21 protein-coding genes are annotated in these 23,533 nt (G+C 60.1%); 13 read left to right on the plus strand and 8 right to left on the minus strand.

The window, feature by feature from the left end:
• Window positions 1–2 precede the first annotated feature (2 nt).
• Window positions 3–812 (plus strand): heme-dependent oxidative N-demethylase subunit alpha family protein, encoded by an 810-nt coding sequence (locus U1A53_RS21580; protein WP_322283931.1) that lies wholly within the window; start codon window positions 3–5, stop codon window positions 810–812.
• Here the strand turns inward: U1A53_RS21580 and U1A53_RS21585 are convergent.
• Window positions 781–2,148, minus strand: a complete 1,368-nt coding sequence (locus U1A53_RS21585; RefSeq protein WP_322283932.1) for a type II CAAX endopeptidase family protein — start codon at window positions 2,146–2,148, stop codon at window positions 781–783. The genes U1A53_RS21580 and U1A53_RS21585 overlap by 32 nt on opposite strands.
• A 96-nt stretch (window positions 2,149–2,244) precedes the next feature.
• Here U1A53_RS21585 and U1A53_RS21590 point away from each other — a divergent pair, with 96 nt between their 5' ends.
• From U1A53_RS21590 to ppk1, 4 genes are all read left to right on the plus strand, one after another.
• Window positions 2,245–3,495 carry an acetylxylan esterase gene (locus tag U1A53_RS21590; protein ID WP_322283933.1) on the plus strand — a complete coding sequence of 417 codons (1,251 nt, stop codon included), beginning with the start codon at window positions 2,245–2,247 and terminating at the stop codon, window positions 3,493–3,495.
• A 61-nt stretch (window positions 3,496–3,556) separates the two neighbouring features.
• The gene (locus U1A53_RS21595) at window positions 3,557–4,585 is read left to right on the plus strand and encodes an ROK family protein (protein ID WP_322283934.1); all 1,029 of its coding nucleotides are present in this window, start codon (window positions 3,557–3,559) and stop codon (window positions 4,583–4,585) included.
• A 69-nt stretch (window positions 4,586–4,654) separates the two neighbouring features.
• A complete protein-coding gene (locus U1A53_RS21600) occupies window positions 4,655–6,211 on the plus strand; it encodes an HD domain-containing protein (RefSeq protein WP_322283935.1) in 1,557 nt (518 codons plus the stop codon).
• On the plus strand, window positions 6,186–8,324 hold the full coding sequence (gene ppk1 / locus U1A53_RS21605) for a polyphosphate kinase 1 (protein WP_322283936.1): 2,139 nt from the start codon (window positions 6,186–6,188) through the stop codon (window positions 8,322–8,324). Before U1A53_RS21600 ends, ppk1 begins: the two co-directional genes overlap by 26 nt.
• Window position 8,325: 1 nt before the next feature.
• On the opposite strand, the gene U1A53_RS21610 is transcribed toward ppk1, so the two are convergent.
• Window positions 8,326–9,060 (minus strand): MIP/aquaporin family protein, encoded by a 735-nt coding sequence (locus tag U1A53_RS21610; protein WP_322283937.1) that lies wholly within the window; start codon window positions 9,058–9,060, stop codon window positions 8,326–8,328.
• Between the two features lie 64 nt (window positions 9,061–9,124).
• A complete protein-coding gene (locus U1A53_RS21615; RefSeq protein WP_322283938.1) occupies window positions 9,125–10,603 on the minus strand; it encodes a hypothetical protein in 1,479 nt (492 codons plus the stop codon).
• Between the two features lie 46 nt (window positions 10,604–10,649).
• Here U1A53_RS21615 and U1A53_RS21620 point away from each other — a divergent pair, with 46 nt between their 5' ends.
• The 3 genes from U1A53_RS21620 to U1A53_RS21630 all read left to right on the plus strand — a co-directional run bounded on the left by U1A53_RS21620 (window position 10,650) and on the right by U1A53_RS21630 (window position 12,846).
• A complete protein-coding gene (locus U1A53_RS21620) occupies window positions 10,650–11,483 on the plus strand; it encodes a TatD family hydrolase (protein ID WP_322283939.1) in 834 nt (277 codons plus the stop codon).
• Between the two features lie 50 nt (window positions 11,484–11,533).
• On the plus strand, window positions 11,534–12,499 hold the full coding sequence (locus tag U1A53_RS21625) for a PmoA family protein (RefSeq protein ID WP_322283940.1): 966 nt from the start codon (window positions 11,534–11,536) through the stop codon (window positions 12,497–12,499).
• A gap of 137 nt (window positions 12,500–12,636) precedes the next feature.
• Window positions 12,637–12,846, plus strand: coding sequence for a hypothetical protein (locus U1A53_RS21630; RefSeq protein ID WP_322283941.1), 210 nt, complete (start codon window positions 12,637–12,639; stop codon window positions 12,844–12,846).
• Between the two features lie 79 nt (window positions 12,847–12,925).
• Here U1A53_RS21630 and U1A53_RS21635 read toward each other — a convergent pair whose 3' ends face one another.
• Both U1A53_RS21635 and U1A53_RS21640 read right to left on the minus strand, forming a co-directional pair.
• The gene (locus tag U1A53_RS21635; protein ID WP_322283942.1) at window positions 12,926–14,473 is read right to left on the minus strand and encodes a hypothetical protein; all 1,548 of its coding nucleotides are present in this window, start codon (window positions 14,471–14,473) and stop codon (window positions 12,926–12,928) included.
• A gap of 172 nt (window positions 14,474–14,645) precedes the next feature.
• On the minus strand, window positions 14,646–15,284 hold the full coding sequence (locus tag U1A53_RS21640; protein ID WP_322283943.1) for a PEP-CTERM sorting domain-containing protein: 639 nt from the start codon (window positions 15,282–15,284) through the stop codon (window positions 14,646–14,648).
• A gap of 209 nt (window positions 15,285–15,493) precedes the next feature.
• On the opposite strand from U1A53_RS21640, the gene U1A53_RS21645 reads away from it, so the two are divergent.
• A complete protein-coding gene (locus tag U1A53_RS21645; protein WP_322283944.1) occupies window positions 15,494–16,225 on the plus strand; it encodes a hypothetical protein in 732 nt (243 codons plus the stop codon).
• Between the two features lie 98 nt (window positions 16,226–16,323).
• On the opposite strand, the gene U1A53_RS21650 is transcribed toward U1A53_RS21645, so the two are convergent.
• Window positions 16,324–18,918, minus strand: coding sequence for an FG-GAP-like repeat-containing protein (locus U1A53_RS21650; protein WP_322283945.1), 2,595 nt, complete (start codon window positions 18,916–18,918; stop codon window positions 16,324–16,326).
• Window positions 18,919–19,168: 250 nt separating this feature from the next.
• Between U1A53_RS21650 and U1A53_RS21655 the strand changes: the two genes are divergently transcribed.
• Both U1A53_RS21655 and U1A53_RS21660 read left to right on the plus strand, forming a co-directional pair.
• Window positions 19,169–19,885, plus strand: coding sequence for a serine/threonine-protein kinase (locus U1A53_RS21655; RefSeq protein WP_322283946.1), 717 nt, complete (start codon window positions 19,169–19,171; stop codon window positions 19,883–19,885).
• The gene (locus tag U1A53_RS21660) at window positions 19,882–20,982 is read left to right on the plus strand and encodes a site-specific integrase (RefSeq protein ID WP_322283947.1); all 1,101 of its coding nucleotides are present in this window, start codon (window positions 19,882–19,884) and stop codon (window positions 20,980–20,982) included. Before U1A53_RS21655 ends, U1A53_RS21660 begins: the two co-directional genes overlap by 4 nt.
• A gap of 284 nt (window positions 20,983–21,266) precedes the next feature.
• Here the strand turns inward: U1A53_RS21660 and U1A53_RS21665 are convergent, their stop codons facing one another.
• Window positions 21,267–21,530: a helix-turn-helix transcriptional regulator gene (locus U1A53_RS21665; RefSeq protein WP_322283948.1), complete on the minus strand. Its 264-nt coding sequence runs from the start codon at window positions 21,528–21,530 to the stop codon at window positions 21,267–21,269.
• 106 nt (window positions 21,531–21,636) lie between these two features.
• On the opposite strand from U1A53_RS21665, the gene U1A53_RS21670 reads away from it, so the two are divergent.
• Both U1A53_RS21670 and U1A53_RS21675 read left to right on the plus strand, forming a co-directional pair.
• Window positions 21,637–21,888, plus strand: a complete 252-nt coding sequence (locus U1A53_RS21670; protein WP_322283949.1) for a hypothetical protein — start codon at window positions 21,637–21,639, stop codon at window positions 21,886–21,888.
• A gap of 148 nt (window positions 21,889–22,036) precedes the next feature.
• Complete coding sequence (locus U1A53_RS21675; RefSeq protein ID WP_322283950.1) at window positions 22,037–22,432, plus strand: hypothetical protein; 396 nt, start codon at window positions 22,037–22,039, stop codon at window positions 22,430–22,432.
• Here the strand turns inward: U1A53_RS21675 and U1A53_RS21680 are convergent.
• Window positions 22,429–23,400 carry a tyrosine-type recombinase/integrase gene (locus tag U1A53_RS21680; RefSeq protein ID WP_322283951.1) on the minus strand — a complete coding sequence of 324 codons (972 nt, stop codon included), beginning with the start codon at window positions 23,398–23,400 and terminating at the stop codon, window positions 22,429–22,431. The two genes, U1A53_RS21675 and U1A53_RS21680, sit on opposite strands and share 4 nt — an antisense overlap.
• Window positions 23,401–23,533 lie beyond the last annotated feature (133 nt).

Below are 23,533 nucleotides of genomic sequence, written 5' to 3' on the forward strand. Positions count from 1 at the left end.
TCATGCCCGACTGGCTCCGCCTTCTTCCTGACGCCGATTATCGCCCGCAAATGAACCTGCGGCCCGGTGACGCGCGAAGTTACTGGCAGCCTTCCCCCGAAGCAGAGTCCGTCCTCGCCGAACGCCGCCGCTGTCTGGTGGACACGCCCGAACGCTACCTGCGCATTCTGCCTGAAGGTCACGAAGCCGTGAACGAGGCCCTCGCCTTCATCATGGCCCTGCTCGAACGTCCTGCCTGCACGCCAGAGCAGGCCGCCGTCGAACTCGAACCTGATTGGATTGTCCTGTCCGGCGATGCGGAGCGCTCGCATCCCGTCCTTGGCGGCGCGGTCATCTTTCCTTCCAGTTGGGCGTTTGAAGACAAGATCGGCAAACCCTTGCACGAGGTTCACGCGCCCGTTCCCGGCCTGCAAAGCAGTCTCGGCACCTCAATCACCACCTTCCTCAATCGCCTTGCCCCGCATGCCGCCTGGGAACGCGACAACTGGGGCCTCAGCGCTGATCCCACACTCAATCATCACCCCGCCATTCCGATCCGCCGTCTCGCCGCCGCAGCCACGCTCACCAACACCTGGCTTCGTCTCGAACAGCAATTTCTTACCCGCCTTCCCGCCACCAATGCCATCCTGTTCGGCATCCGTGTCACCAATCACCGCCTCGATCACGTCGTGGCCCTCCCCGAAGCCGCTCAACGGCTCGCACGCATCCTCACGAGCATGTCCGGCGAGTTCGCTCACTACAAAGGCCTGCAAACGGCCCGCGCACCTCTCGTGACCGCGCTTACCAGAGCAGCAGCATCATCACACACATGATCCCGTTGTTCAGCGCGTGCGCTGTCATTGGTGCGATCAGGCTCTGCCGCCACATCCGCAGCAACGAAAACGTGCCCGCCAGCGCCATGATCGCCGGCACACCGGCCCATCCCTGCGGATGAATCACCGCAAATACAAACGCGGCTAAAATCATGCCCAGCAGCCAGCGCAACCACGCTGACAAGCCGGGGAACAGCAGTCCGCGAAACATCACCTCTTCCGAAACCGGCGCCCACACCACCGCCAGCACGACCGCGCCCAGCTTTGCCCATCCATCGCCTGCAAACACCTCCACAATCGGGTGCGATGGAAACTGGCCCGTGAACTTCGTGATCCATGACGCGGCGATCATGCCCAGCACCAGCAGCGGCAGCGCCGCCAGCCATCCCAGCACGCCCGTGCCCATTTCCTTGAACCACCCAGCGCCGCGATGCAGTCCCAGCGTCTCACGCCACAGCGGCCGCTGCATGCCACGCAGCAGCGGCCACAGCATGCCGAGGATCAAAGCCGCCAGCGCAGGCCCGTAAGCCGCCCAACGCGGCCATGACACCGGCAGCAGGCGCAACAGCCACGCCAGCAGCAAAAACAGCAGCAGATAAATCGCAAAACCCTCGATCAACACAGCCCCGTGCTCACGACTGCGCCGGCCAAGCGTCAGACGCAGCTTTCCGCCACGCCAGCGCCGGATGCCCCAAATCATGAGCACCAGCCCGCCGACCGCCGCCAGCATTCCCAACATCATGCCAAAGATCAGAACCATCGCCGTGCTCATGCCCTGCTGCACCACCATCTGCCGCGCCGGATCTTTGGCATCCAACGTCTGGGCGCGTGCCAGTTGAGCCATCCAGCCATGCCGTTTGAAAAACAGCTTCCAATCTTCATCAGCAGCCACGTCTTGAATGGATGACAACCTTCCCAGCATCGCCATATCCGCCTTCAAACTCTCGTTCTTTTGCGCAAGAGCGGTCATTTTCGCCTCATCTGGCGGTTGATCCGCCATCCAGCCCTTCAGCATCAAAAGGCGCAGCACGTCCTCATCCGTGCGTGAATGAGCGGTCAAATCTCCCAGCAGAGCTGCATCCAGTTCCACATTCCTTTGACATAATTGCCCGTCTCCTTCCATAAAGCTCTTCACTCCCACCGCATAGCGTGCCATCAGCTCCAGCATGCGGTTCGGCCTCACCTCTGAGGTAGGTTCTTCACGCTCCATCGTCTGCACCCGCACGACAAACACCGCGCACGCGGTGATCACACAGAGCGCCAGCACCAGGCCCAGTTTGGAATGACGATAGTTCATTGCCTGAGGCAGCGGCGGTGGTGAGGCGGCAGATTCCATAGTCTTCCGCCGATCAAACATCACCTTGCCAGCCAAGGCACGCTTTATTCACTCAGCGTTAAATCCACCTCACCCATCACGTTCCTTCTTCCCATCATGCGCACTCTCCTTGTTCTCGCTCTCGCCACCACCGCCCTTGCCCAAACGCCCCGCCCCGGTGTGAACTACGACGAATCCAAAGTAGGTAACCACCCGCTGCCCGATTTAAAGCTCACCACGGTTGAGGAGTGGACCAACAAACGCCGTCCTGAAATCCTGAAGCTTTTCGAGGTCCATGTCTTCGGCAAAACACCCACTAGCATCGGTACGCCCAAGTTTGAAGTCACTGCCACGAAGACGGATGCTCTCGGCGGTCTCGCCACGCGCAAATTCATCCACATCTCGCTGCCAGATCGGCCCGCATGGCCCGGCATGGATGTAATGCTCTACACGCCCAATGCCACCAAGGCCGCGCCCTGCTTCGTCGGCCTCAGCTTCGGCGGCAACCACGCCGTCAGCAAAGAAACCGACGTTCCGCTCAACACTCGTTGGATGCGCGACAACAAAGAGAAGAACATCGTCAATCATCGTGCCACGGAAGCCTCACGCGGCACCGAAAGCAGCCGCTGGCCGCTCGAAATGATTCTCAAACGCGGCTTTGCCGTCGCCACCGCCTACTATGGCGACATCGAGCCTGACCACGCCGACGGCTGGAAGGAAGGACTGCGTGCCGCCGTCAGCAAAGATGGCGCGAACACGGTTTGGAAAGATGGCGAGTGGGGCGCCATCGGCGCTTGGTCTTGGGGGCTCAGCCGCATCGTTGATTACCTCGAAACCGACCAGCTCATCGACTCCAAGCATCTCGCCGTCATCGGCCATTCACGTCTCGGCAAAACCTCTCTCTGGGCCGGAGCACAGGACAAACGCTTTGGCTTTGTGATCTCCAACAACTCCGGCGAAGGCGGAGCCGCTTTGATGCGCCGCGACTTCGGCGAAACCACCGCCATCATCACCAAGGCCTTCCCGCACTGGTTCACGCCCAAGTATGCGAGCTACGCCAACAACGCCGCCGCCTGTCCCATCGACATGCACATGCTCATCGCCCTCGCCGCGCCACGTCCCATCTACATCGCCAGCGCTGTCGAAGACCAGTGGGCCGATCCCAAGGGCGAATTCCTCTCCGGCAAGTTCGCCGATCCCGTGTATGCCCTGTTCGGCAAAAAAGGTGTCGTGGCTGACGAACACCCCGCCATCGACACCCCTGTCGGCGATTTCATCGGCTACCACGTCCGCACCGGTAAACACGATGTCACCGACTTCGACTGGACCCAATACATGAACTTCGCCTCACGGCATTGGGTGAAGTGATTTCGACGCCCGTCAGAATGTCACTTGCCCATTTCGCCAAGCCCGTGTGTCTTGCGGGCGTATGCCAGCTAAAAAAGCATCCAAAAAACCAGCCAAGGCCGCCAAAGCTCCGAAAAAACTCCGCAGCGTGCCGTTCTGGATCGGCTTCGATCTCGGTGGCACGAAGATGATGGCCTCGGTGCTCGACGCGAACTACAACGTGCTCGGCTCCGCGCGCAAATCGACCAACGGTTCCGACGGTGCCGCCAAAGGACGCAACAAAATCGTCAAAGCCATTCATGAGGCGATTGCAGAGGCCGGAGTGAACCCCAAAGGCATCCAGGGCATCGGCATCGGTTGTCCCGGCCTCGTGAATCCGGAGAAGGGCATCCTGATTTTCGCCCCGAACCTCGGCTGGTCGAACATGGCGCTGCGCAAGCTGCTGCAAAGTGAGTTCAAGGCCCCGGTGGCCGTCTTGAATGATGTCGATGCCGGAACCTACGGTGAGTACGCCCTCGGCGCTGGCAAAGGCGCGCGTTCGCTGCTCGGTGTGTTTCCGGGCACGGGTGTGGGCGCTGGCTTCGTGTACAATGGCCAGATCATCATGGGCCGCGCCATTTCAGCCATGGAACTCGGCAACATTCTGCTGCCCGGCACGCACATCGGCAGCCCGGTGTTTGGCACGGTCACGCTCGAGGACCTCACCAGCCGCCTCGCGCTCGCCTCGCAGGCCGGTCTCGCCTGCTACCGCGGCCAGCTTCCTGATCTCGACAAAAAGACCGAAGGCGCGCTCCGCAGCATCCGCAGCAAGTCGCTCGCCAACGCCTTCCGCAGCGGCGAGGACGCGGCGATGGTCATGTTCCGCAATTCCATCCGCTACCTCGGCATGGGCGTCGCCACGGTCGTCAATCTGCTCGCCCCGGACCGCATCACGCTCGGCGGCGGACTCGTCGAAGAACTCCCCGGCCTCTACCTGAACCTGCTCAAAGAAGAGGTCGATCGTTACGCCATTCCTGAACTCGCCAAAGGTGTGAAATATTCGCTCGCCAAACTCGGCGGCCAGGCCGTGGCCGCCGGTGCGGTGGCGTGGATGCGCCATGAAAAGGAATGACGAATCAACCCTCCATTTTGCGCCGTGCCATGACTCGTCAGCCATTCGTCATTTCCAAGGAGGCCGCCCATGAGTGACGTGACACCGCCGGTCGCATTTCAGTCTCCGCCCGAACACGCCGTCATCTACGTCGGCGCGGCCTCCGTGTCGCTCGTCATCGGCCGCAAGGATGACCGCGGCCAGTTCATCCGCATCGAAAGCCTCGACCGCCCGCTGCCCGTCGCGCGCGACATCTTCCGCGCCCGCAGCATCTCGCGCAACACGGTCGATCAGGCCGCGGCCATCTTGCGCGACTATCTGCAAACGATGCGTGAGTACGGCATCCCATCCTCGCAGTTGCGTTTGTTCACCACGAACATCCTCGCCGAGGCCTCCAACCACGAAATTTTCCTCAACCGCCTTCAGGTTCACAGCGGCGTCATCCCCAGCCTCATCGACGACGGCAACATGACCCGCCTCGTCTATCAGATCGCCCAGCGCCTGCTGTTAAAGAATCCCATGCTGGCCAAGGGCAACACGTTTGTCTCCCACATCGGCCCCGGCAACACGCGCGCGATTTACTTCCAGCAGGGCCGCCTCGCCGCTTACAGCAACTACCGCCTCGGTATCTTCCGTGCGCGCGAGGCCGTCGCCACGCCCGATGATGAGGCACCGCAGCAGATGCTGCATCTCGAAGAGCACATTCGTGGCGTCGTCGATCACCTCGCGCAGGATTATTCCGACGTGCAAATCGACCATCACGTCGCCATCGGCGCGGAAATTCAAAGCGTCGCGCCGCGTCTCGGCAAAGCACGCCACGGCGCTCACCGCGTGCTGGAAGACGGCCTCTCCCGTCTCACTGACAAACTCGCGCGCCTCACGCCCGACGAGCTCGTGCGCGAGCTGCACCTGCACTACACCGGCGCCGAGGGCATCGTGCCCGCCTTGCAGACCAATCTCGCCCTCGCCCGCCGCTTCGGCGATGACTCGCTCTGGGTTCCCGAAGGCGATTTCCAGCTCGAACTCATGCTCGATCTGATGACCTCCGGCTCGCGCACCGCGATCTTCCAGGAGGAGGTCATGCAGGCCGCGTGTGAGATCGGCCTGCGCTACAAAACCGACCGCAAACACGCCGATCACGTCGCCGGCTTCTCTCGCCAGCTCTTTCGTGAGCTGCAGCACCTACACAGTCTCGATCCCAAGTATGAGCTCGTCCTCCGCGTCGCCGCCACGTTGCATGAGGTCGGCATGTTCATCAGCCCGCGCGAGCATCACAAGCACAGCCTCTACATCCTGCTGAACACCGAAATCTTCGGCCTCAGCAGCCAGGACCGAGAAATGGTGGCCCTGCTTGCCCGCTATCATCGCCGCTACAATCCCGAGCCGAATCACCCGCACTTCTCCGATCTCACACGTGAAGAGCGCATGATCGTTCTCAAACTCGCCGCCCTGCTGCGCCTCGCCGATTCACTCGACCGCAGCCACGCCCAGCGCATCAAATCCATCCAGCTCCGCCCCGAAGGCTCACGTCTCATCGTGCTGACCCAGGGCGCTGACGATACCACCGTCGAGCAGATTGCCATCGACTCCAAGTGCGACCTCTTCCGCGAAATTTACGGTTATGACATCCTCCTCGCCAAATCCTGATCCACGTCCCGCACCGCCGAAGCTGCGCCTGACCGAGGAGCATTTCATCAACCGTGAGCTGAGCTGGCTCGCGTTTAACTCCCGCGTGCTCGATGAAGCCGCGCGTGCCGATCTGCCCGTGCTCGAACGCGTGAAGTTCCTCGCCATCACCGCCTCGAACCTTGATGAGTTCTTCATGGTCCGCGTCGGCGGCCTCCAGCTCCTGCGCGAGCAGGGCCTCCGCGCGCGTGACAGCGCCGGGCTCACGCCCACGCAGCAGTGGGAACAGATTCATCAGCATGCCGCCGCCTTCGTCGCCCGTCAGTATGACATCCTAAATCAGCAGCTCATGCCGCTGTTACTGGAAAAAGGCATCCGCCGCCTCCCCATCGCCGATCTCACTCCCGCGCAGCGCACACATCTGCGCGAGTACTTTGACGAGCACATCTTCCCGGTGCTTTCGCCCGTCGTGATTGATGATGCAGGTGCCCGCGCGGCCATCCCGGCTCTCAACATCGTCCTGCTGTGTACCGTCAGCAGCACCGAGAAACGCCACGTTTTGCTGCCTCTCCCGGCCAACCTGCCGCGCCATGTCGTCGTCCCTGATCCTGATGGCGGCCAGCATCTCTACGTGAACCTCGAAGATGTGGTCACACTGTTCATCGGCGAGTTTTTCCCTGCTGAAAAAGTCTCCATACCCGCCCGCTTCCGCGTCAGCCGCAACACTGACATCACCGTCGATGACGAAAGCGCCTTCGACCTCGCCAGCGAGATGGAGGAAGTGCTCGAAATGCGGCTCAAAAGCCCCGCCATCCGCATCGAGATCGAATCCGGCGCCTCGCGCGATCACACGCGCATCATCCGTGATCTTTGCGGCGCGAAAACCGCGCAGGTCTATGACATTCCTGGTGAACTCGATCTTCGCGCCTGCTTCCAGATCGCCGGCATATCCGGCTTCGATGAATTGAAGGTCGAGTCATGGGAGAGCCATGCCAGCACTGCGATCACGCCCGGCGAGAGCATCTTTGATGCGATCAAACGTGGCGACATCCTGCTGCACCATCCGTATGAGAGCTTCGATCCCGTGCTCGCGCTCGTCGAAGAGGCCGCCGCTGATCCAAACGTCATCGCCATCAAGCAGATCCTCTACCGCACCGCGAAGAACAGCCGCATCATCTCCGCCTTGATCCGTGCCGCGGAGGCCGGCAAGCACGTCACTGTGCTGGTGGAATTGAAAGCGCGCTTCGATGAGGCCCGCAATCTCGAACGTGCCGCCGATCTCATCAATGCGGGCGCTCAAATCATCTACGGCGTCGCCGGTTTGAAGACACACGCCAAGGTCTGCCTCGTCATGCGCCGCGAATCCGGCCACATGACGCGCTACATGCACTTCGGCACCGGCAACTACAACGAGGCCACCTCGAAGCTCTACACCGACATCAGCCTGCTCACCTGCCGCGCAGAATTCGGCGCAGACGCCTCCGCCTTTTTCAACACCGTCACCGGTCGTTCCCGCTTCGTGCATTTCAACAAGCTCAGCATGGCGCCCTACGGCCTGCGCGAGCGCCTCGTCTCCATGATCCGTAGCGAAACCGAACGCGCCCGTCAGGGCGAGGCCGCCGAGATCATGCTCAAGATGAACGCCCTCGAAGACCGCCAGATGATCGAGGCGCTCTACGAGGCCTCGCAGGCTGGTGTGAAGATCCGCCTCAACGTGCGCGGCATCTGCTGCCTGCGCCCCGGCATCAAAGGCATCAGCGAAAACATCAGCGTCGTCAGCATCATCGACCGCTATCTGGAGCACGCCCGCATCTTCTGGTTCCGTCAGGGCGGCAAGCCCGCCGTCTTCATCGCCAGCGCTGACTTCATGAACCGCAATCTCTCGAAGCGCGTCGAGCTTCTCACGCCCGTCGAAGACAAGGAGGCCCGCAAACGCCTGCTGCACATCCTCGAAACCCACTTCGCCGACACCGCCCGTGGCCGCACCCTGAAATCCGACGCCACCTGGCACCTCCCCCACGTCACCGCAGCTAAATCCCGCCGCTCCCAGGAACAATTCGCCCGCGAAATGGCCAAGCGTGCGCGGCAGGCGAATGAATCACCCGACGTTCTCGTGCCGCATACGCCAAAATAAGTCACACCACCGGCCACAGCGCCTTGTAAACCAGCGCCCCGATGATGCCGCCAATGGCTGGACCGATCACCGGAATCCATGCATAGCCCCAGTCAGAGCTGCCTTTGCCGGGAATTGGCAGCACGAAGTGCGCAAGGCGTGGGCCGAGATCGCGGGCGGGATTGATGGCATAGCCAGTGGGGCCGCCGAGGGACAAACCGATCGACCACACGAGCATGCCGACGAGCGCAGGGCCGAAGCCTTTGTCGAAGCCGGAGTTGGGGACCAGATTCGCGGGCGACAGGATCGCCAGCACGCCGAGCACGAGCACGGCGGTGCCGATGATTTCGCAGATCACATTGCCCACGGTGTGGCGGATCGCCGGACCGGTGCAGAAGACGGCAAGTTTGGCCCCTTGATCGTCAGTGACCTTCCAATGCGGCAGATAGGCCAGCCAGACAAGCACGCCGCCGAGGAACGCGCCCGCCATCTGCGCAGCGATGTAGCCGGGCACCAGCGCCCACTCGAATTTTCCAATCGCGGCCATGCCCAGCGTCACCGCCGGGTTCAAATGCGCGCCGCTGATGGCTCCGGTGCAGTAAACGGCCACCGCCACGGCAAAGCCCCAGCCGGCGGTGATGACAATCCAGCCCGCATTGTTCCCCTTCGTCTGCTTGAGCACCACATTCGCGACGACACCGTCGCCGAGGAGAATGAGGATCATCGTGCCGAGGAGTTCTGCGAGATTGGCGGACATGGCGGTGGTAGGATGGATTGAATTTCCGCGCAGGCTATCGGGCCGTGTGAAAAAGGGCAAGACTCTATTCCGCCCGGGCCGCTTTCAGCCGCTCGTCATCGAGATCCAGCCGATACAGGAGCTGGTTGTAGTCGTAGCGCGGTGTGGCGACAGGATTGCCGGAGAATGTCTCCGCATAGGTGCCTTGGAAGTAAATGATCCGGCCATCCTGCTGGTCGAAGAACGCATGATGACTCGGGTTGTAGAAGCTGTATTTCGGATGCGTGGCGATTTTCACCGCCTTGCGCCACGGACCTTCGATCTGTTTTGCCTCCAGATACCAAATCTCGCCGAGATACGAAACGTCACCACCTTCCTGCACAGCGATCATGACCCAGCGCTCACGGTGCTTGTTCCAATGCACGCTGCCGGCATGCAGCAGCACGCGCTTGCCCGTCTGCGCATCCACCACCTGCATGCGCGCCTTTTCCAGCGGCATTTTTTTGGCAGCGATGAGCTTCTCCTCGTCCTTCTGAGACGTGGGCGGCAACGAGCTCTGCCAGACGTAATCGCCATGCTCCGTGGACCAGGCCAGCGCCTCGTAGCTGGAGGTGTTTTGCACCGAATCGTAGTCCGCTTTCACGCGCGTCTGGCAGAATGGCGCGGCAAAGTGAATCCAGTCGCCATCCGCGCCCTTCACACGCACGGCATTGTGTCGCGGATGCTGCCATTCAAACTCGTCTCCCAGCACGGTGATGCGGCGGAAGCGCTCGGTGGATTCATCAAGCTCCGCAAGGCCATGCTCCAGCCGCTTGCCGAGATCACGCCAGCGCGAGTAATGCGCCATGAGATGCTCCTTGTTGGCCGCATCCATCACCGTGTGCATGCCGAACAACCACACGACGCCGGGTTCTTCGACCGGCAGCATCTTGGCCACGGCATCCTTGTCATCAGTGATGTATTCAAAGTGAATGCCGTGCTCGGGATCGAGGCCTCCCTTGTCCGGCGGATCGCTCCATGCGGCGGTGGAATGGAAATTGCCCAGCGGGTAGTTCGGCCACTGCGTGTCGCCGAAGATCCAGAAGTAGCGCCCCTTCCATGGCACCACCTGCACCGAGTCCTGGCCCATGACATCCGCGAAAAGGTTCGGCCGGGGCAGGGGAACCTCATGCCCCAGCAGCGTGCTGTCGCGATAAATGCCCTGTCCGGTGAGCCGACACATGCGTTCGGCGATGTTCGTGCGCAACACCTTCACCTCCGCCGTTTTTCCAGACACGGGAGTCAGCTTCACCCCCGCAAAACCAAAACCGTCCTTCGGCAGCGCATAGCCCGGCCCCTCGACGCCGAAATAGACCACGCGATTCATCAAACCCGGTTCGTTGAAGGCGATCCAGCCCGCGCTGTCCGTCGTCAGCGCGATGTGATTGGTTGTTTTCAGCGTGATCAGCGGCACACCGCGTCCCGTGGTCTCATCCACCACATGAATGCCAAAATAATCCTCCGGCGCGGCTGAGACAGTCAGCGGCAGCAGTGTGCAAACGAAGAAAAACAAGCGGAATGGCATGCTGCTGGTGTATCACCAACCACGGGGGCGGGAAAAGGACAAATTCGTGACGCTTGACACCCGGAAGACGCATGCGAAGGCGCAGGGCATGTTTTTCGACACGCACACCCACCTCGGCAGCAAGCAGTTTGATCACGACCTCCCCGCCGTGCTCGAACGCGCACGCGCCGCAAGCATCACGCGCATGGTCGCGCCTGCCACCGATCTCGAAAACGCGCGCAAGCTGCTCGCCATCGCCGAACACGAGCCGGATGTGCGCGTGGCGGTCGGAATTCATCCTTGTGATGCAGACACGATCTCCGGCACCGCTTGGATCGACGAATTGCGCGAGCTTGCAGAGCATCCGAAGGTCTGCGCCATCGGCGAAATCGGCCTCGATTACTTTCATGCGCCACCGGAGGGCTTCACACTCGATGCTTGGAAGGCGCATCAGGCCCAGGTGCTCACGGCGCAACTCGAACTCGCAGCGGAAGTGAAGCTGAATGTGATTCTGCACAATCGTGAGAGCTGGGAGGATCTCACCGCGCTTGTGCTGCCGTTCAGAGATCGCCTGCGTGGTGTGTTTCACTGCTTCACCGGCACCATTGAGCAGGCACAGCCGCTGCTGGAGCGCGGGCACCTCATTTCCTTCACCGGCATCGTCAGTTTCAAAAACGCCGGAGTCATCGCGGAAACAGCCCGTGTGGTGCCCGCTTGCAGCTACATGATCGAAACCGACGCACCCTATCTCGCACCCGTGCCGTATCGCGGCAAACGCTGTGAACCGGCCTATGTGGCGGACACGGCGCGTGCCATCGCCGCGCTACGCGATGAATCGGTCGAGCAGGTGGCTGCAGACACGACCCGCAATGCGCTCGATTTCTTCCGTGGCTGGGATTGACCTCCTGCGAAAGCATTCCAGACTCAGGCACGTTCACTGCCACCACCACCATGAAACTCCTCCTAGCCGCATCACTCCTGCTCGCCTCCTTTGCCAGCGCCGCTGAATTCACCGTCGAAAAAACCGCCACCGGCGGCGCCATCGTGAAGGTGGACGGCCAGGTGTTCGCTGAATACGTCGTCGATCAGGCGAACAAACCCTACCTCTGGCCGATTTACGGCCCCACGGGCAAGTCGATGACGCGTTCGCATCCGATGAAAAATGTCGAGGGTGAAAAACAGGACCATCCGCACCATCGCGGTCTGAATTTCGGCCATGAGAACATCGGCGGTTACGACACCTGGGCGGAACTCGCGACTTTCGGCGCGAATCCGAAGACCAGCGAACGCGTGAAGCACCTTGGAGCCATCAAGCATCGCGAGTTCAAGGAACTGAAGGGCGGCAAAAGCGGCATAATCTACGCGCTGTCCGATTACGTTGATCCCGATGGCAAGGTCATCATCACCGAAGAGCGCAGCCTGACCTTTCGTGTGGATGGCGAAACCCGCGTGATCGACGTGGACATCGATTTGATCGCCTCCAAGGGCACGGTGACGGTCGATGACAAAAAAGACTCCGGTCTGAGTATCCGCGTGCCACACAGCATGTCCGTCGATGCGAAAGAAGGCGGCAAGATCATCAACAGCGAAGGCCACCAGGATGCGGATAGCTGGGGCAAACGCGCCAAGTGGTGTGATTTCCACGGCCCGGTCGAAGGCGAGCACCTCGGCATCGCCATGCTGAACCATCCCAGCAGCTTCCGCCATCCCACGCCCTGGCACGCACGCACCTACGGCCTCTTCACCGCGAACCCATTTGGTCTGTCCCAGTTGAAGATTCAGACCGAGAGCGGTGCAATGGAATTGAAGGAGGGCGAGCGCATCAAGCTCCGTCACCGCTTCATCTTCCACAAAGGAGACGAGAAAGCGGGCAAGATCGCCGAGGCCTATGAGGCCTATGCGACCGAGAAGCGCTGAGCGTGCTACCCGTCACGGCGGTTGATGGTTTTTGCAGCTGACAGGTGGCGTTCATATGACCCGCTGTTCAGCGGAATATTTTCATACGTCCGCAGAGTGGGATCAAACGATCTGTTAGAAACCACCCTCCATACGCTATGAAATACATCCGCCAACTACTCGCCCTTGGATCAATGATGATGGTGCTGCCCAGCTGTGACACCTATGTCGAAGGTCGTGGACATGCGCATCGCCCCTCTTGGGGGCATGGCCACAACCACTCGAGCCATTATGACCGGGGGCCGTCCCGCCGCTCGGGCCCTTCCATCAATGCCAATACCAATATTGGCGCGGGATTGCGCCTGTAACCGGCACTCCTCTCAAAAAAGCAGCGTGGTGGATGACACAGGGTCATCCACCACGCATGATTGAGTGCTGCGAAGCAAGTTAAACGCCGAGCAGTTCTCGCGCCTCAGCCTGACCCGGTGCCGGACGGCCGAACTCGCTGGCGGTGACGCGTGCGAGAGCGGTGAGGTGACGCCAGCGGAAGGCCGGACGCGTGCGATGAAACTCATCCCAGGTGGTCTGGAAGTATTTCTCGGCATGCAGCGCTCCATCCTCGCTGACGGCGTAGCGCAACAAGGTCTGAAACACAGCCTCTGGGGCGATTCCCTTCATGCCGCAGCGATGCACGACGCCAGCGGCATGGCCTTGGAGATTCAGGCGGATGTTCTCGTCGAGCTCGGCGAGCAGTTTCGCCTGATCCGTGGACGCGCTGATCTGGCGCTTCGAAGGCAGCGGCTCCCATTCGAGGAAACGCTGGACGCCATTACCACCCCGATCCCGTGCGACCTGCCACGCCCCGAGGATGAGGCAGGCGAAAACGTTCCGACCTTTGCTGACCTGCGAGAGATTGCGCCATGCATGCACCGAATCGCTTGCATGCACGCCGACGGAGTCGCCATGCGTGCTGCCAGCCGGTTTGCCGGGTGATTCCCACTCCGGCGGGCGGCCGTGGTCGCGCAGGACGAGCTGGTTCGCGGCGAGCGAGATGGCCTCGCCGATTTCATGCGGATCAAAACCTTCCGCCAGCGCCGCAGCCACCGCGCCAGCGGCCGTTTCGGGCGTGCCGCTGAAGATGGTAATGCTGAGCTTCTCCATCACCGAATCTTCCATCGAGCGCGTGCCGGGATCGCGTCCCATCAGCTTGTGCTCGTCGATCAGCTTCGTCAGCGCCTTGCTGTGCTCGTCCCATTCAGGCCGACGATACTTTTCTGAGTTCAAGCAGTAGCGCAGGGACATGCGCAGCATCGTGGTGGCATGCTCGCGGCCCACGAGATCGAGCAGATCCCATGCGCGATACGGCAGCACGGTGCGATGCACCTCAGGATTGTCCTGCACGCATTCGAGCAGAGCGTTGAAGCCGTCGTCCGCGCTGTTTTGCATCAGGGTGGCGAAGATTTTCTCCGCACCTGCGGTGTCCTTGCGTTTCACCACGTCGTGAAGCTGCTGCGCAGTCGGTTTGTCCTCGCCTGCGGTCACAGGATGCAGCACCTCGTCGCCACGACCGCCGTTTTCCTGCATGCGGTTGGTATTGCGATACAAAACCTTGAACACCGGCAGCGCTGCCTGTTTGTCCGGCATGGAGCCGGCCATTTTCAGGGCAGGATGCAGCGCCATCAGCGTGTGGAAGCCGATGTAGTCCTCGCCGCCAAAAGTGCGCGCGTTCGCGAGCACGCCTGCGGCCACGAGTTGTTTCAGTGGCACACCGTCCTTGAGCTTTGCGGCAAGCGCGGGTTGGAGCTTCGACACAGGCGTCTCCTGCATGAAGCAGACGAGCGACTCCATGCCGCCGAAGTTGAGCGCTGCCGACGCTTCTTCAGCGACAGCCGTGGTGATGCCGAGTTCAGCGGCCAGCGCGGGGCCGATGGTGGCAAGAAGAGTGCCTTTGCCCACATCGGCAAGGAACTCGCGACGGGATTGCGGTTCGTTCATGATTGACCTCCCTGGTTGGAATTAGCCCGAGTGTCCCGGTTTGGCCGGAGAAGGTCAATGCTCCTTTTGGGCGGTTTTGAAAGATGCCGGACGAGCACGACATGAAAATCCATCCGCCTTGCCTGGCTGTGACCAACAGGCGGCTCGTCAAGCCTCAGAGAGTAGCCGCCAGCTAGCTGAGCCGACGGCGGCGGAACATCACTCCCACCAGACCGCCCAGCAGCAGCAAGGCGCGGGAGGGTTCGGGGACGGATTCCGGGTTGAACATCAGAGTTGCGCCGTTTTGAGTCACCGTAAAGCTGACCGGTGGGGAGGAAAGATAGTCTCCACCGAACGAAAGGATATCAACCGGCAGAACGGCCGTGCCGCTGAAGGTAAGCGTTTCACCTGTCACATAGGTATGATCAAAACTTGATGCAAAACCCCAAGCGTCGAGGTTGCCGCCTCCATTATAAACTTCGATAGAATCGATGGAGAGAACGCCACTCACGGAGCCAGTCAGTTGCACGTTTCCGAGCTCGTTGAAATAGTGGAGCCCATTGGCGACGGATCCCGGTGGATAGCTTCCAAGATAATCGCCAACGCCGGACCATCCGGTAACCACCGATGCCGAAGTAGTGCCCGCGCTCACGAGCCCCCCCGTTGCAACGGTGTAACTGCCAGAGAAAATCCAGGTTGATTCACCGGCATCCGGAGTGCCTGTGGTGGTAACCACCAGGGCGGCGTGCGCATGGAAAGCCATTGAGATGAACAGTAGCAGTCCCGTGATAAGCCCGCGAAGGGCGTTGGTTGTATTGAGTTTGGTTTTCATGTTCTTTCTGTCTTGGGTGTGGGTTGAGGATGATGGCTGCCGAAAGGCCGCGTTGTGCGGCCAGCCAGAAGTTGCATCGCCCGCCTGCTTCAGGCCCGGTTTGAGAAGCGTTGTTTCACCTGCCACCGAACTTTTTTCAAAAAAGCTTCCTGGGTCGGTATTGGAGCTTCCTTTTTAGGCCGAAACATGGCAAATCAGCCGCAGCAGACATGCCCGACGCCTCTCGCTATGCCGACTTCCCCACGACACACTGGACGCTCGTTCAGGCCGTGCAGGGTGGAAATGCCGACGACGCGGCCCGAGCGATGGAAAAGCTGTGCATGGGCTACTGGTATCCCATCTACGCCTACCTGCGCCGCAGCGGCCATGCGGCACCGGATGCGGAGGATCTCACGCAGGCCTTCTTTCACCGCCTCATCACCGAAAACGCTCTCCTCATGGCCCAGGAAGGCTCCGGCAAGCTGCGCTCCTGGCTGGTCGGCGTCCTGAAGCATCTCCTCAGCGATCACTTCCGCCACCACGGCACGCAAAAACGCGGCGGCGGCATTCCACACGTCTCCTTCGATGAACTGGCCGCCGAGGAACGCTACGCGCTCGAATCGCAGACCGAGAGTGATCCTGATGCTCTCTTCACCCACGTCTGGTCACAGGATTTGCTCGCCGGTGTGCGCGCGAGGCTCCGCGAGGCCTACGAGGCCGCAGGCCGCAAAGAAGTCTTCGACCTGCTGCTGCCCTACCTCATGTGGGACAAAGAACCACCGTCCTGCCGCGCGATCGCCGAAAAAATCGGTTCCAGCGAAGTGGCGACACGCATTTTGATCCACCGCCTCCGCGTGAAGTTCCGCACGCTGCTCAAAGACGAAGTCGCCCGCACCGTCCTCACGCCCGAAGAAATCCCCGGCGAGCTGGCCTGGCTGCAAGGTGTGCTGGCGGGGAAATAGTCCCTCCCCTTGTTTTCATCCCGGAGGTCCGATGGGCATGAATGAAGAGCGGGACCCCTGCGAGTCCCGCCCTTTGTCATGGCTGGGGCGTGCTTCGGTTACTTGCCCTTCTTGCCCTTGTCGTCACCCTTCCCGCCTTTGTCATCGTGGTCGTCCTTGCCACCTTTGCCGTGGTCCCTGTCGTCATCATCATCGTCATCATCCTCGCCTCCCTGACCTTTCGGGGGACGCGGGGTGCTCACGGTGGAGTCATAGACCCCGCCGCTGTCGATGGCGGGCTTCTTCTTGCTGTGCGGCACGGTCACATAGACCACGCCGGAGACGCTTCCTTCGGCATCTGAGGCGGTGAAGTAAACGCGATACACGCGCCCGTCGCCGTTGCCCGAGCGCTCAGCGCGCAGGAGCACGGTGTCGCCATCGATGACGGCATCGATCGCCGTGTCGCCATCGCCGCAGCCTTTGGTGGGCTCGTCCTGGGTGACGCCGGTGATGACGATGGTGGCGTTGTTGTCCGGGTCACTCACGCCGGTGATGCCCACGGCCACCATCTGGTGGTTTGGGGGCCAGAGCAGAGCGATCGTCGGCTGCGCAGCGGAGGCGAGCGGGGGATCATTCATGTTTTGCACATGGACGACCACCGTGTCGGTCGCGGTGCCGCCGTAGCCGTCGTCCACCGTCAGGGAGAACGTGAGGTCCGCGCCACCGGCACTGACAAAGGGAGCGGTGAGGCTTGGCGTCGCAGTCGCGCCACCGGTGAGGGTGATGGCCGGGCCACCGGTCTGAGTCCACGCATAGGTCAGCGTGTCACTGTCGGGATCACTGCTGGCTGAGCCGTTGAGCGCCACGGCGGTGTTTTCGTCCACGGTCTGATCAGCACCTGCGGCGGCAATCGGCAGATTGTTCGTGTTAGTGATCTCGACGGTCACGCGGTCACGCACATTTGCCAAGGAGTAGCCGGTGGCGGGTGCATCGGCCTGGAAGCCATCATCCACGAGCAGTTCGAAGACGAGCGTGGCCACCACGCCGGTCGCGCCGCCTGTGCCGGCGTAGGGAGCGGTGAAGGTCGGGCCGGAAGTGTCAGCGCCGGTGAGGGTGACAGCGGGGCCGCTGACCTGCGTCCAGGCATGGGTGAAGACATCGTTGTCGATGTCGAAGCTCGCTGAGCCGTCGAGGGCCACTGGGGAGCCCTCGGCGATGGACTGGTCGGCACCAGCATCGGCCACAGGCGGGTGGTTCACATTGACGACCGTGACACTGACGGTGTCCACCGTGCTCACGCCATTGGCCGTGACGGTGAGGTCAAAGCTGAGCGTCTCGCCGCCGGGTGCGACGGTCGGAGCGGTGAAGGTCGGACTGGCGGTGTTGGCTCCGGTGAGGGTCACGGCGGTGCCGCCGGGCACCTGTGTCCAGGCATACGTCAACGGGGCGTTTTCAGGATCGCTGCTGCCGGTTCCATCAAGTGCGACGGCTTGTCCTTCGTTCACGCTGAAGTCGGCACCGGCGTTGGCGATGGGGGCGCTGTCGGGAAATACCGTGGTGTTCAGGAGGACCGAGGCGTTGTGGGTGCCCAGGTTTGCCACGGCCAGATCAGGTTTGCCGTCGCCATTGAAGTCCCCCACGCCCACATGCACCGGGGCACTGCCGACGATGAAGCTGAAGCGTGCCGGGAAAGCACCAGTGCCGTCGCCTGTGAGAATCAAAACTCGATCAGGAAGTTCAGCGGTCACCGCCAGATCGAGCCTGCCGTCGCCATTGAAATCGCCCGACGCGATAGCGGTTGGACGCCCCGGAGCTGCCGAATGAATCGGTGCCTGGAAGGTGCCATCCCCGTTGCCGCGCAGGATGGTGACGGAGGAGGAAGCGTTGTTCGACGCGGCGATATCGGCTTTGCCATCCCCATTGAAATCTCCGGCGATGACAGAGATGGGGTTATTCCCCACACTGTGCAGGACCGGCGAACCGAAGGTTCCATCGCCGTTGCCCAGCAAGGTCGAAACCGTCCCGGAGTTCTGGCTGCCGATAGCGAGATCGAGCTTGCCGTCGTGATTAAAATCAACCACGGCGAGACGGGCGACGATGGTCCCTGGATTGGTCGCCTGGTAGCTCACCGCCGGTGCGAAGGTGGCCGTCCCGTTGCCCAAGAGAATCCGGACCGTGTTGCGCCGGGCGCTGTCCCAAGTGTCGATCACCGCCAGGTCCAGCCAGCCGTCGTGATTGAAATCACCCATCTTCACGTCCATCACGTTGCCACCGGAAAGGAAATTGAAGACTGATGGCGCAAATCCGCCGCTTCCATTGCCGAGCAGGATGGCGACGGCTCCGGAATTGTGGGTGCCGACCGCCAGATCCATCTTGCCATCGCCATTAACATCACCCACAGCGACGCTGAGGGGGCCGGAGCCCACCCCATAGCTGCCGATGTTCTGAAAGGAGCCGTTGCCAGCCCCACGCAAGATGGAAACATTGGGATTGGGCCGTGAGTCGGACTGGTTCGTCACGGCAATGTCAGCCTTGCCGTCGCCATCCAGGTCCGCGATGGCCACGTAGCTCGCATTGGTGCCCAACATGGGGTAATTGACGGCGGGAGCGAATGTGACGTTGCTCTGGGCTGCTGCCTGGAAAACTCCGGCCAGAGAGAGCAGCCCCGATAGAAGCCCGCAGTGGGCGGTTGATGCTTTTATATGTATTTTCATGGTGTTCCTTGTTTTGAACTGTGTTGTCAGCACTCCTTTCAGGCCCGCTTTGCGAAGCGGTGTTTCAGGAAAAAACCATTTTTTTTTTGCTGAATGCCTCAGATGCATTTCAGAAGTTCCGTCCCTGTCTTCCCTGTGCCCGGGTGGTTGCGTTGACACCATTGCGATTCGCAATTGTCTTCATTCTTCCTGAAACATCGCCGCACCAACCGGGACTGTATTCTATTGCCGCCCCGTTTTATCCTCCATCATGCCCGCCGACTCACCATCCCCACCACCGCTCGGCGTGGAGAACTATCAGCTCGGGCAGGAGATCTCCTCCGGCGGCATGGGCAGTGTGCTGGAGGCGCAGGACGCCAAACTCAAGCGCACCGTGGCCATCAAAGTCATGCTGCTGGAGGCCAATGCGAACGCGGCCATGCGCCAGCGCTTCATCCGCGAGGCGGAGGTGCTCGCGAAGCTGGCGCATCCAAACATCGTGCCCATCTACGACATCGTGTGGGAGGACGGCCTGCCGCTGTTCTATTCGATGAAGCTCGTCAAAGGCCGCACGCTCCAAGCCATCCTCCTCGATCTGCGCAAAGGAGTGCCTGAAACGCTGCGCGACTACTTGCTCGACCGCCTGCTGACCATCTTCCGCAAAGTCTGCGACGCCATCGCCTTCGCCCACAGCCAGGGGGTGCTGCATCGCGATCTGAAGCCGGAGAACATCATGGTCGGCGAATTCGGCGAGGTGCTCGTGATGGATTGGGGGCTGGCGAAGCTGATCAAGGATGGGAGCGCGGACACTCCTGTCCGCATGGACGAGCGCGATGACAGCGGACAGGAGTGTCCTATTACAAAACAGCTTTTCAGCCCTGTTTTACCTGTATATTTGAGGGTCGCGCCGGTTCTTCTTGCGTTTTTATACACTTGTTTTATACTCACTTCGCCGCCCCTCTCCGTGGGTAACAGCGGCTTCTTATGAGCGCTTCAAAGACTTGGACTTTCTCCGGCATCCCTCATCTCTACCGCCACCAGAAGGGCACGTATTACGCCCGTCTCTCCATCGGCGGCAAACCGACTTTTCGCAGTCTCAAGACCAAGGTTTTGAGTGTGGCGAAACCCCAACTCAACGAGATCCTTCAAGACAACGCCCATCGTGATGAGCTGGGCAAGGATACCGTCATCACTGAAAAAATGACTGGAGCGGAGGCGCTAGTCATCCGCGAAAGCCAGCTTCAAAACGACCCATCCACCAAGAAAAGCACCAAGCGCTACTGGAAGGAAATTGTCGGACTCATCAAGAAAACTTGGCCCGATTTCGCCGCCTTGGAGATGCGTCGAATCTCTGTTCAGCACTGTGAGCAATGGGCAGGTGAGGCGGTCAAGGTGATGTCAGCCACTCGTTTCAACAATTGCCTCCTCATTTTGAAATCCCTGTTCAAAATCGCCATCAAACAAGGGGTGCGCCGCACCAATCCGGCTCTTGAGGTCAAGCGGGCAAAGGTTCGTCCAAAAGACCTCTCCGGTAAGCTGCCCAGCAAAAGCCACTTCAAGGAGTGGGTGGCGGCACTTCGCGCCGCTCGTGGCTGGACCTCTCAGGATCGAGCCGATTTCGTGGAGTTTCTGGCTTACACTGGGATGCGTCTCGGTGAATCAAAGTTCGTGCTTTGGAAGCACTGCGATTTTTCAAAAGGCGAATTCCTTGTGCTTGGTGATCCCACAGACGGCACCAAGAACGGCTTGTTTCGGCGCATTCCGATGATTGCAGCCGCCAGAGAGTTGCTGGAGAAGATGAAGGCGCGTAGCAAACCCGCTTCGGTCGATGAGCCGGTGATTCGTGTGAAAAGCGCCTATGCAGCAATGGGGCGGGCGGCCAACAAAATTGGCATCCCTCCGCTCAGTCACCACGACTTGCGCCATCTTTTCGCGACGATTTGTATCGAGTCAGGCGTTGATATACCGACTGTCTCGCGCTGGCTGGGTCATCGGGATGGAGGGATTTTGGCAATGAAGGTTTACGGACATCTTCGGAACGAGCATTCTCTGGCGGCGGCGACCCGTGTTTCCTTCGCTGCTTGAGTGCAGCAGTCCATTTCTTCGCGCCTTTAGATGAAGGCGTTTTTTTCTTCGCCCTCCGCTTCGCCACCCTTTTCGTGTGCGATGGAGCGCCGAGGTAGCGCTCAGCGCCATTGAGTAGTTTATCGACCTCTGACTGTGGGATGAGTGTTTGGCCCAGCTTCGTGATGGCCTTCACTTTTCCCGCGTAGAGCTGCCGATAGCCCCAGGTGCGTTCTTTGCCGAAGAGGGCGGCAAACTCTGCTGGAGTGTATGTGGCTTTGTCTGTCATCTTCAGAAGAAGGTTTTCATTGAGTCACCTTCCGACCAAAACGATGCTGTTCATCTGGCGGGAAAAGCACTGGCAAAGGTAGTTTCAGAGCGCTCGAAATCTCGACCAGCTCAAGGTCAGTCACGCATCGGATGCCTGACTCGATCTTTGCCAAGGTTTCCCTCGAAACATCCCAGCCACTTCGTTGACACAGGCCCGCAAACTCTGACTGCGACATCGCCAAGTGCGTGCGGTGCTTGGCGAGTTGTGGACCGATGAGGTTCTTGGCAGTGCGGGACATTACAATCCAAGAAAATAGATCAGATTCCGTTTGCGGCGGTTCTGATTTCGGAACAATGTTCGGTATTCGGAACAAATGTTCCGTTTTCAGAACAACATCCACTATTATGAACATCATCGTTAAGCGTCGCATCGGTCCCGATCCTCACGAGGGCGGGAGACAATCTTCGAGTTCATCAGGCTGCCCTGACATCCTGGAACTCGACAGTGGCGATTTCGCCATCATCGGCCAGGACATCACCGCAGCAGCCATTCCGGCACTTCCCGCTTCCGCAGGCTGCGCAGCGGAGGAGCGGGTGATTCGCATCCCACGCGAGATTCTGCTTCGCGCCAAAGGCGACATCGCTCGCCTTGCATGAGATCGCACCCCTCTTGCCTTCGTCCCCACATTCTGTTACAAGGCAGGGTGTGGGGATTTTTGTGGAGTGGTTCGGGGCCAACTGGTTCAACCTGTTGCAGACCGTCGCTATCGTTGCCGGGTTGTTCTTTACCGGACGATCCTTTCTCGTGGATACCAGAATCCGCCGGATTTCCAACTTGCTCAACATCACCGAGCATCATCGCTCCATCTGGCAGCAGGTGATCGACAAGCCAAACCTTCTGCGAGTTCTGAACGCAGAAGCAAAACTCGACATCAAGCCCATCACACTTGAGGAGCGCATCTTTGTGAACCTCATCATTCTGCATCTGACAGCCGTCATGGCTGCCATCAGGGGACGGGTTCACGAGCAACCAGCAGGACAGGATGAGGACTTGCGCGAGTTCTTCAGTTTGCCCATTCCCAACAAGGTTTGGAAGGACTCCAAACGCTTCCGAGAACCCGATGTCATCGCCTACATTGAGTCTCTGCTCAAACCCAAGCCGAAGCAGCGTCGTCGGAAGCTGCGCTGGTGGTTCCGCTAGTAGCTCACTTTGAAAGTTGGCGAGTCTTCCGGCTTGGTTTTGCGCCTGTCATATAGCCGCGTGGTCGCGATGCTCGCATGACCCAGCCACTCCTGCACCTTGGCAATGTCAGCTTCATGATCCAGTGCGTTCGTTGCCGCTGTCGCCCTCAGTCCATGCACGCACACAGCACTCGGATCGAGGCCAAGCACACGCGCATACTTTATCACCACGTCCTTGTAAACTCCGTGTCCCGTCAGCGCATCATCGAGACTGCCGGATGAGTTCTTGATCGGACGAAAGAGCGCGTTGTCGGGTTTGTCTCCATGCCCCGCGTGCTCCAGGTATTCGCTGATACGCTGCAAGCTGTGCGGATGCACCGGCAGGAAGCGAATTTTGCCACCTTTGCCATGCACACGAAAGTGCATCACACCGCGCCTCGATTGCAAATCACCGACAGCGAGCGAGCACAATTCAGCTCGACGCAAACCATGAAACAGCAGGATGGAAAGAATAGCTCGATCACGCAGCCCTTTGAGCGTGTCAGATGCGGGTGCTTCGAGCAGAGCCTTCGCCTCAGCATCACCCAACGCAGGAGATTTGCCTTCATTCGTGCCTTGATTGGGACGCTTCACTCCATCAGCCGGATTGAACGGAACGGCATTGCACTCGCACAGGTAGTCAAACAATGAAGCCACCGCAGAGAGTTTGCGACGAACCGTGGCTGCTTGCAGTTCCCGCGTCTCAAGCTGCTTTCGCCACGCAATGAGGTGCGACCGCTTCACCAGGCGAAATTCTTCCGGTTGGTGAATACCCGCGAACCGCATGAACTCCTGAACGTCGTTCTTGTATGCTCGCCGCGTGTTCGCGTTCTCGATGTTCGCGAACCACTCAACCTCTGGCGGCACATCCGCCAAATTCTGAAACTCTGATGCCGTCAGCAAACGCTCGCTCGTTTCGACGACCAACCCTGAAGAACCATTAACCATTCCAACTACCTCACCCTCAATGTATTATAGTATTGATAAAATACATTATCAATACCTGGTCGTTTATATTTAGCTGAACATAATTATTTTGCCAGGAATGTCGAAAAGTGGGCTCTTGAGCAACAGAGCTTCG

The organism is Prosthecobacter sp. (assembly GCF_034366625.1).
Classification (GTDB): domain Bacteria; phylum Verrucomicrobiota; class Verrucomicrobiia; order Verrucomicrobiales; family Verrucomicrobiaceae; genus Prosthecobacter.

Excerpts from the sequence above, each read along its gene's own strand:
- U1A53_RS21580 (WP_322283931.1), top strand. The coding sequence starts at position 3 with ATGCCCGACTGGCTCCGCCTTCTTCCTGACGCCGATTATCGCCCGCAA.
- U1A53_RS21585 (WP_322283932.1), bottom strand. The coding sequence starts at position 2,148 with ATGGAATCTGCCGCCTCACCACCGCCGCTGCCTCAGGCAATGAACTAT.
- U1A53_RS21590 (WP_322283933.1), top strand. The coding sequence starts at position 2,245 with ATGCGCACTCTCCTTGTTCTCGCTCTCGCCACCACCGCCCTTGCCCAA.
- U1A53_RS21595 (WP_322283934.1), top strand. The coding sequence starts at position 3,557 with ATGCCAGCTAAAAAAGCATCCAAAAAACCAGCCAAGGCCGCCAAAGCT.
- U1A53_RS21600 (WP_322283935.1), top strand. The coding sequence starts at position 4,655 with ATGAGTGACGTGACACCGCCGGTCGCATTTCAGTCTCCGCCCGAACAC.
- ppk1 (WP_322283936.1), top strand. The coding sequence starts at position 6,186 with ATGACATCCTCCTCGCCAAATCCTGATCCACGTCCCGCACCGCCGAAG.
- U1A53_RS21610 (WP_322283937.1), bottom strand. The coding sequence starts at position 9,060 with ATGTCCGCCAATCTCGCAGAACTCCTCGGCACGATGATCCTCATTCTC.
- U1A53_RS21615 (WP_322283938.1), bottom strand. The coding sequence starts at position 10,603 with ATGCCATTCCGCTTGTTTTTCTTCGTTTGCACACTGCTGCCGCTGACT.
- U1A53_RS21625 (WP_322283940.1), top strand. The coding sequence starts at position 11,534 with ATGAAACTCCTCCTAGCCGCATCACTCCTGCTCGCCTCCTTTGCCAGC.
- U1A53_RS21630 (WP_322283941.1), top strand. The coding sequence starts at position 12,637 with ATGAAATACATCCGCCAACTACTCGCCCTTGGATCAATGATGATGGTG.
- U1A53_RS21635 (WP_322283942.1), bottom strand. The coding sequence starts at position 14,473 with ATGAACGAACCGCAATCCCGTCGCGAGTTCCTTGCCGATGTGGGCAAA.
- U1A53_RS21640 (WP_322283943.1), bottom strand. The coding sequence starts at position 15,284 with ATGAAAACCAAACTCAATACAACCAACGCCCTTCGCGGGCTTATCACG.
- U1A53_RS21645 (WP_322283944.1), top strand. The coding sequence starts at position 15,494 with ATGCCCGACGCCTCTCGCTATGCCGACTTCCCCACGACACACTGGACG.
- U1A53_RS21650 (WP_322283945.1), bottom strand. The coding sequence starts at position 18,918 with ATGAAAATACATATAAAAGCATCAACCGCCCACTGCGGGCTTCTATCG.
- U1A53_RS21655 (WP_322283946.1), top strand. The coding sequence starts at position 19,169 with ATGCCCGCCGACTCACCATCCCCACCACCGCTCGGCGTGGAGAACTAT.
- U1A53_RS21660 (WP_322283947.1), top strand. The coding sequence starts at position 19,882 with ATGAGCGCTTCAAAGACTTGGACTTTCTCCGGCATCCCTCATCTCTAC.
- U1A53_RS21665 (WP_322283948.1), bottom strand. The coding sequence starts at position 21,530 with ATGTCCCGCACTGCCAAGAACCTCATCGGTCCACAACTCGCCAAGCAC.
- U1A53_RS21670 (WP_322283949.1), top strand. The coding sequence starts at position 21,637 with ATGAACATCATCGTTAAGCGTCGCATCGGTCCCGATCCTCACGAGGGC.
- U1A53_RS21680 (WP_322283951.1), bottom strand. The coding sequence starts at position 23,400 with ATGGTTAATGGTTCTTCAGGGTTGGTCGTCGAAACGAGCGAGCGTTTG.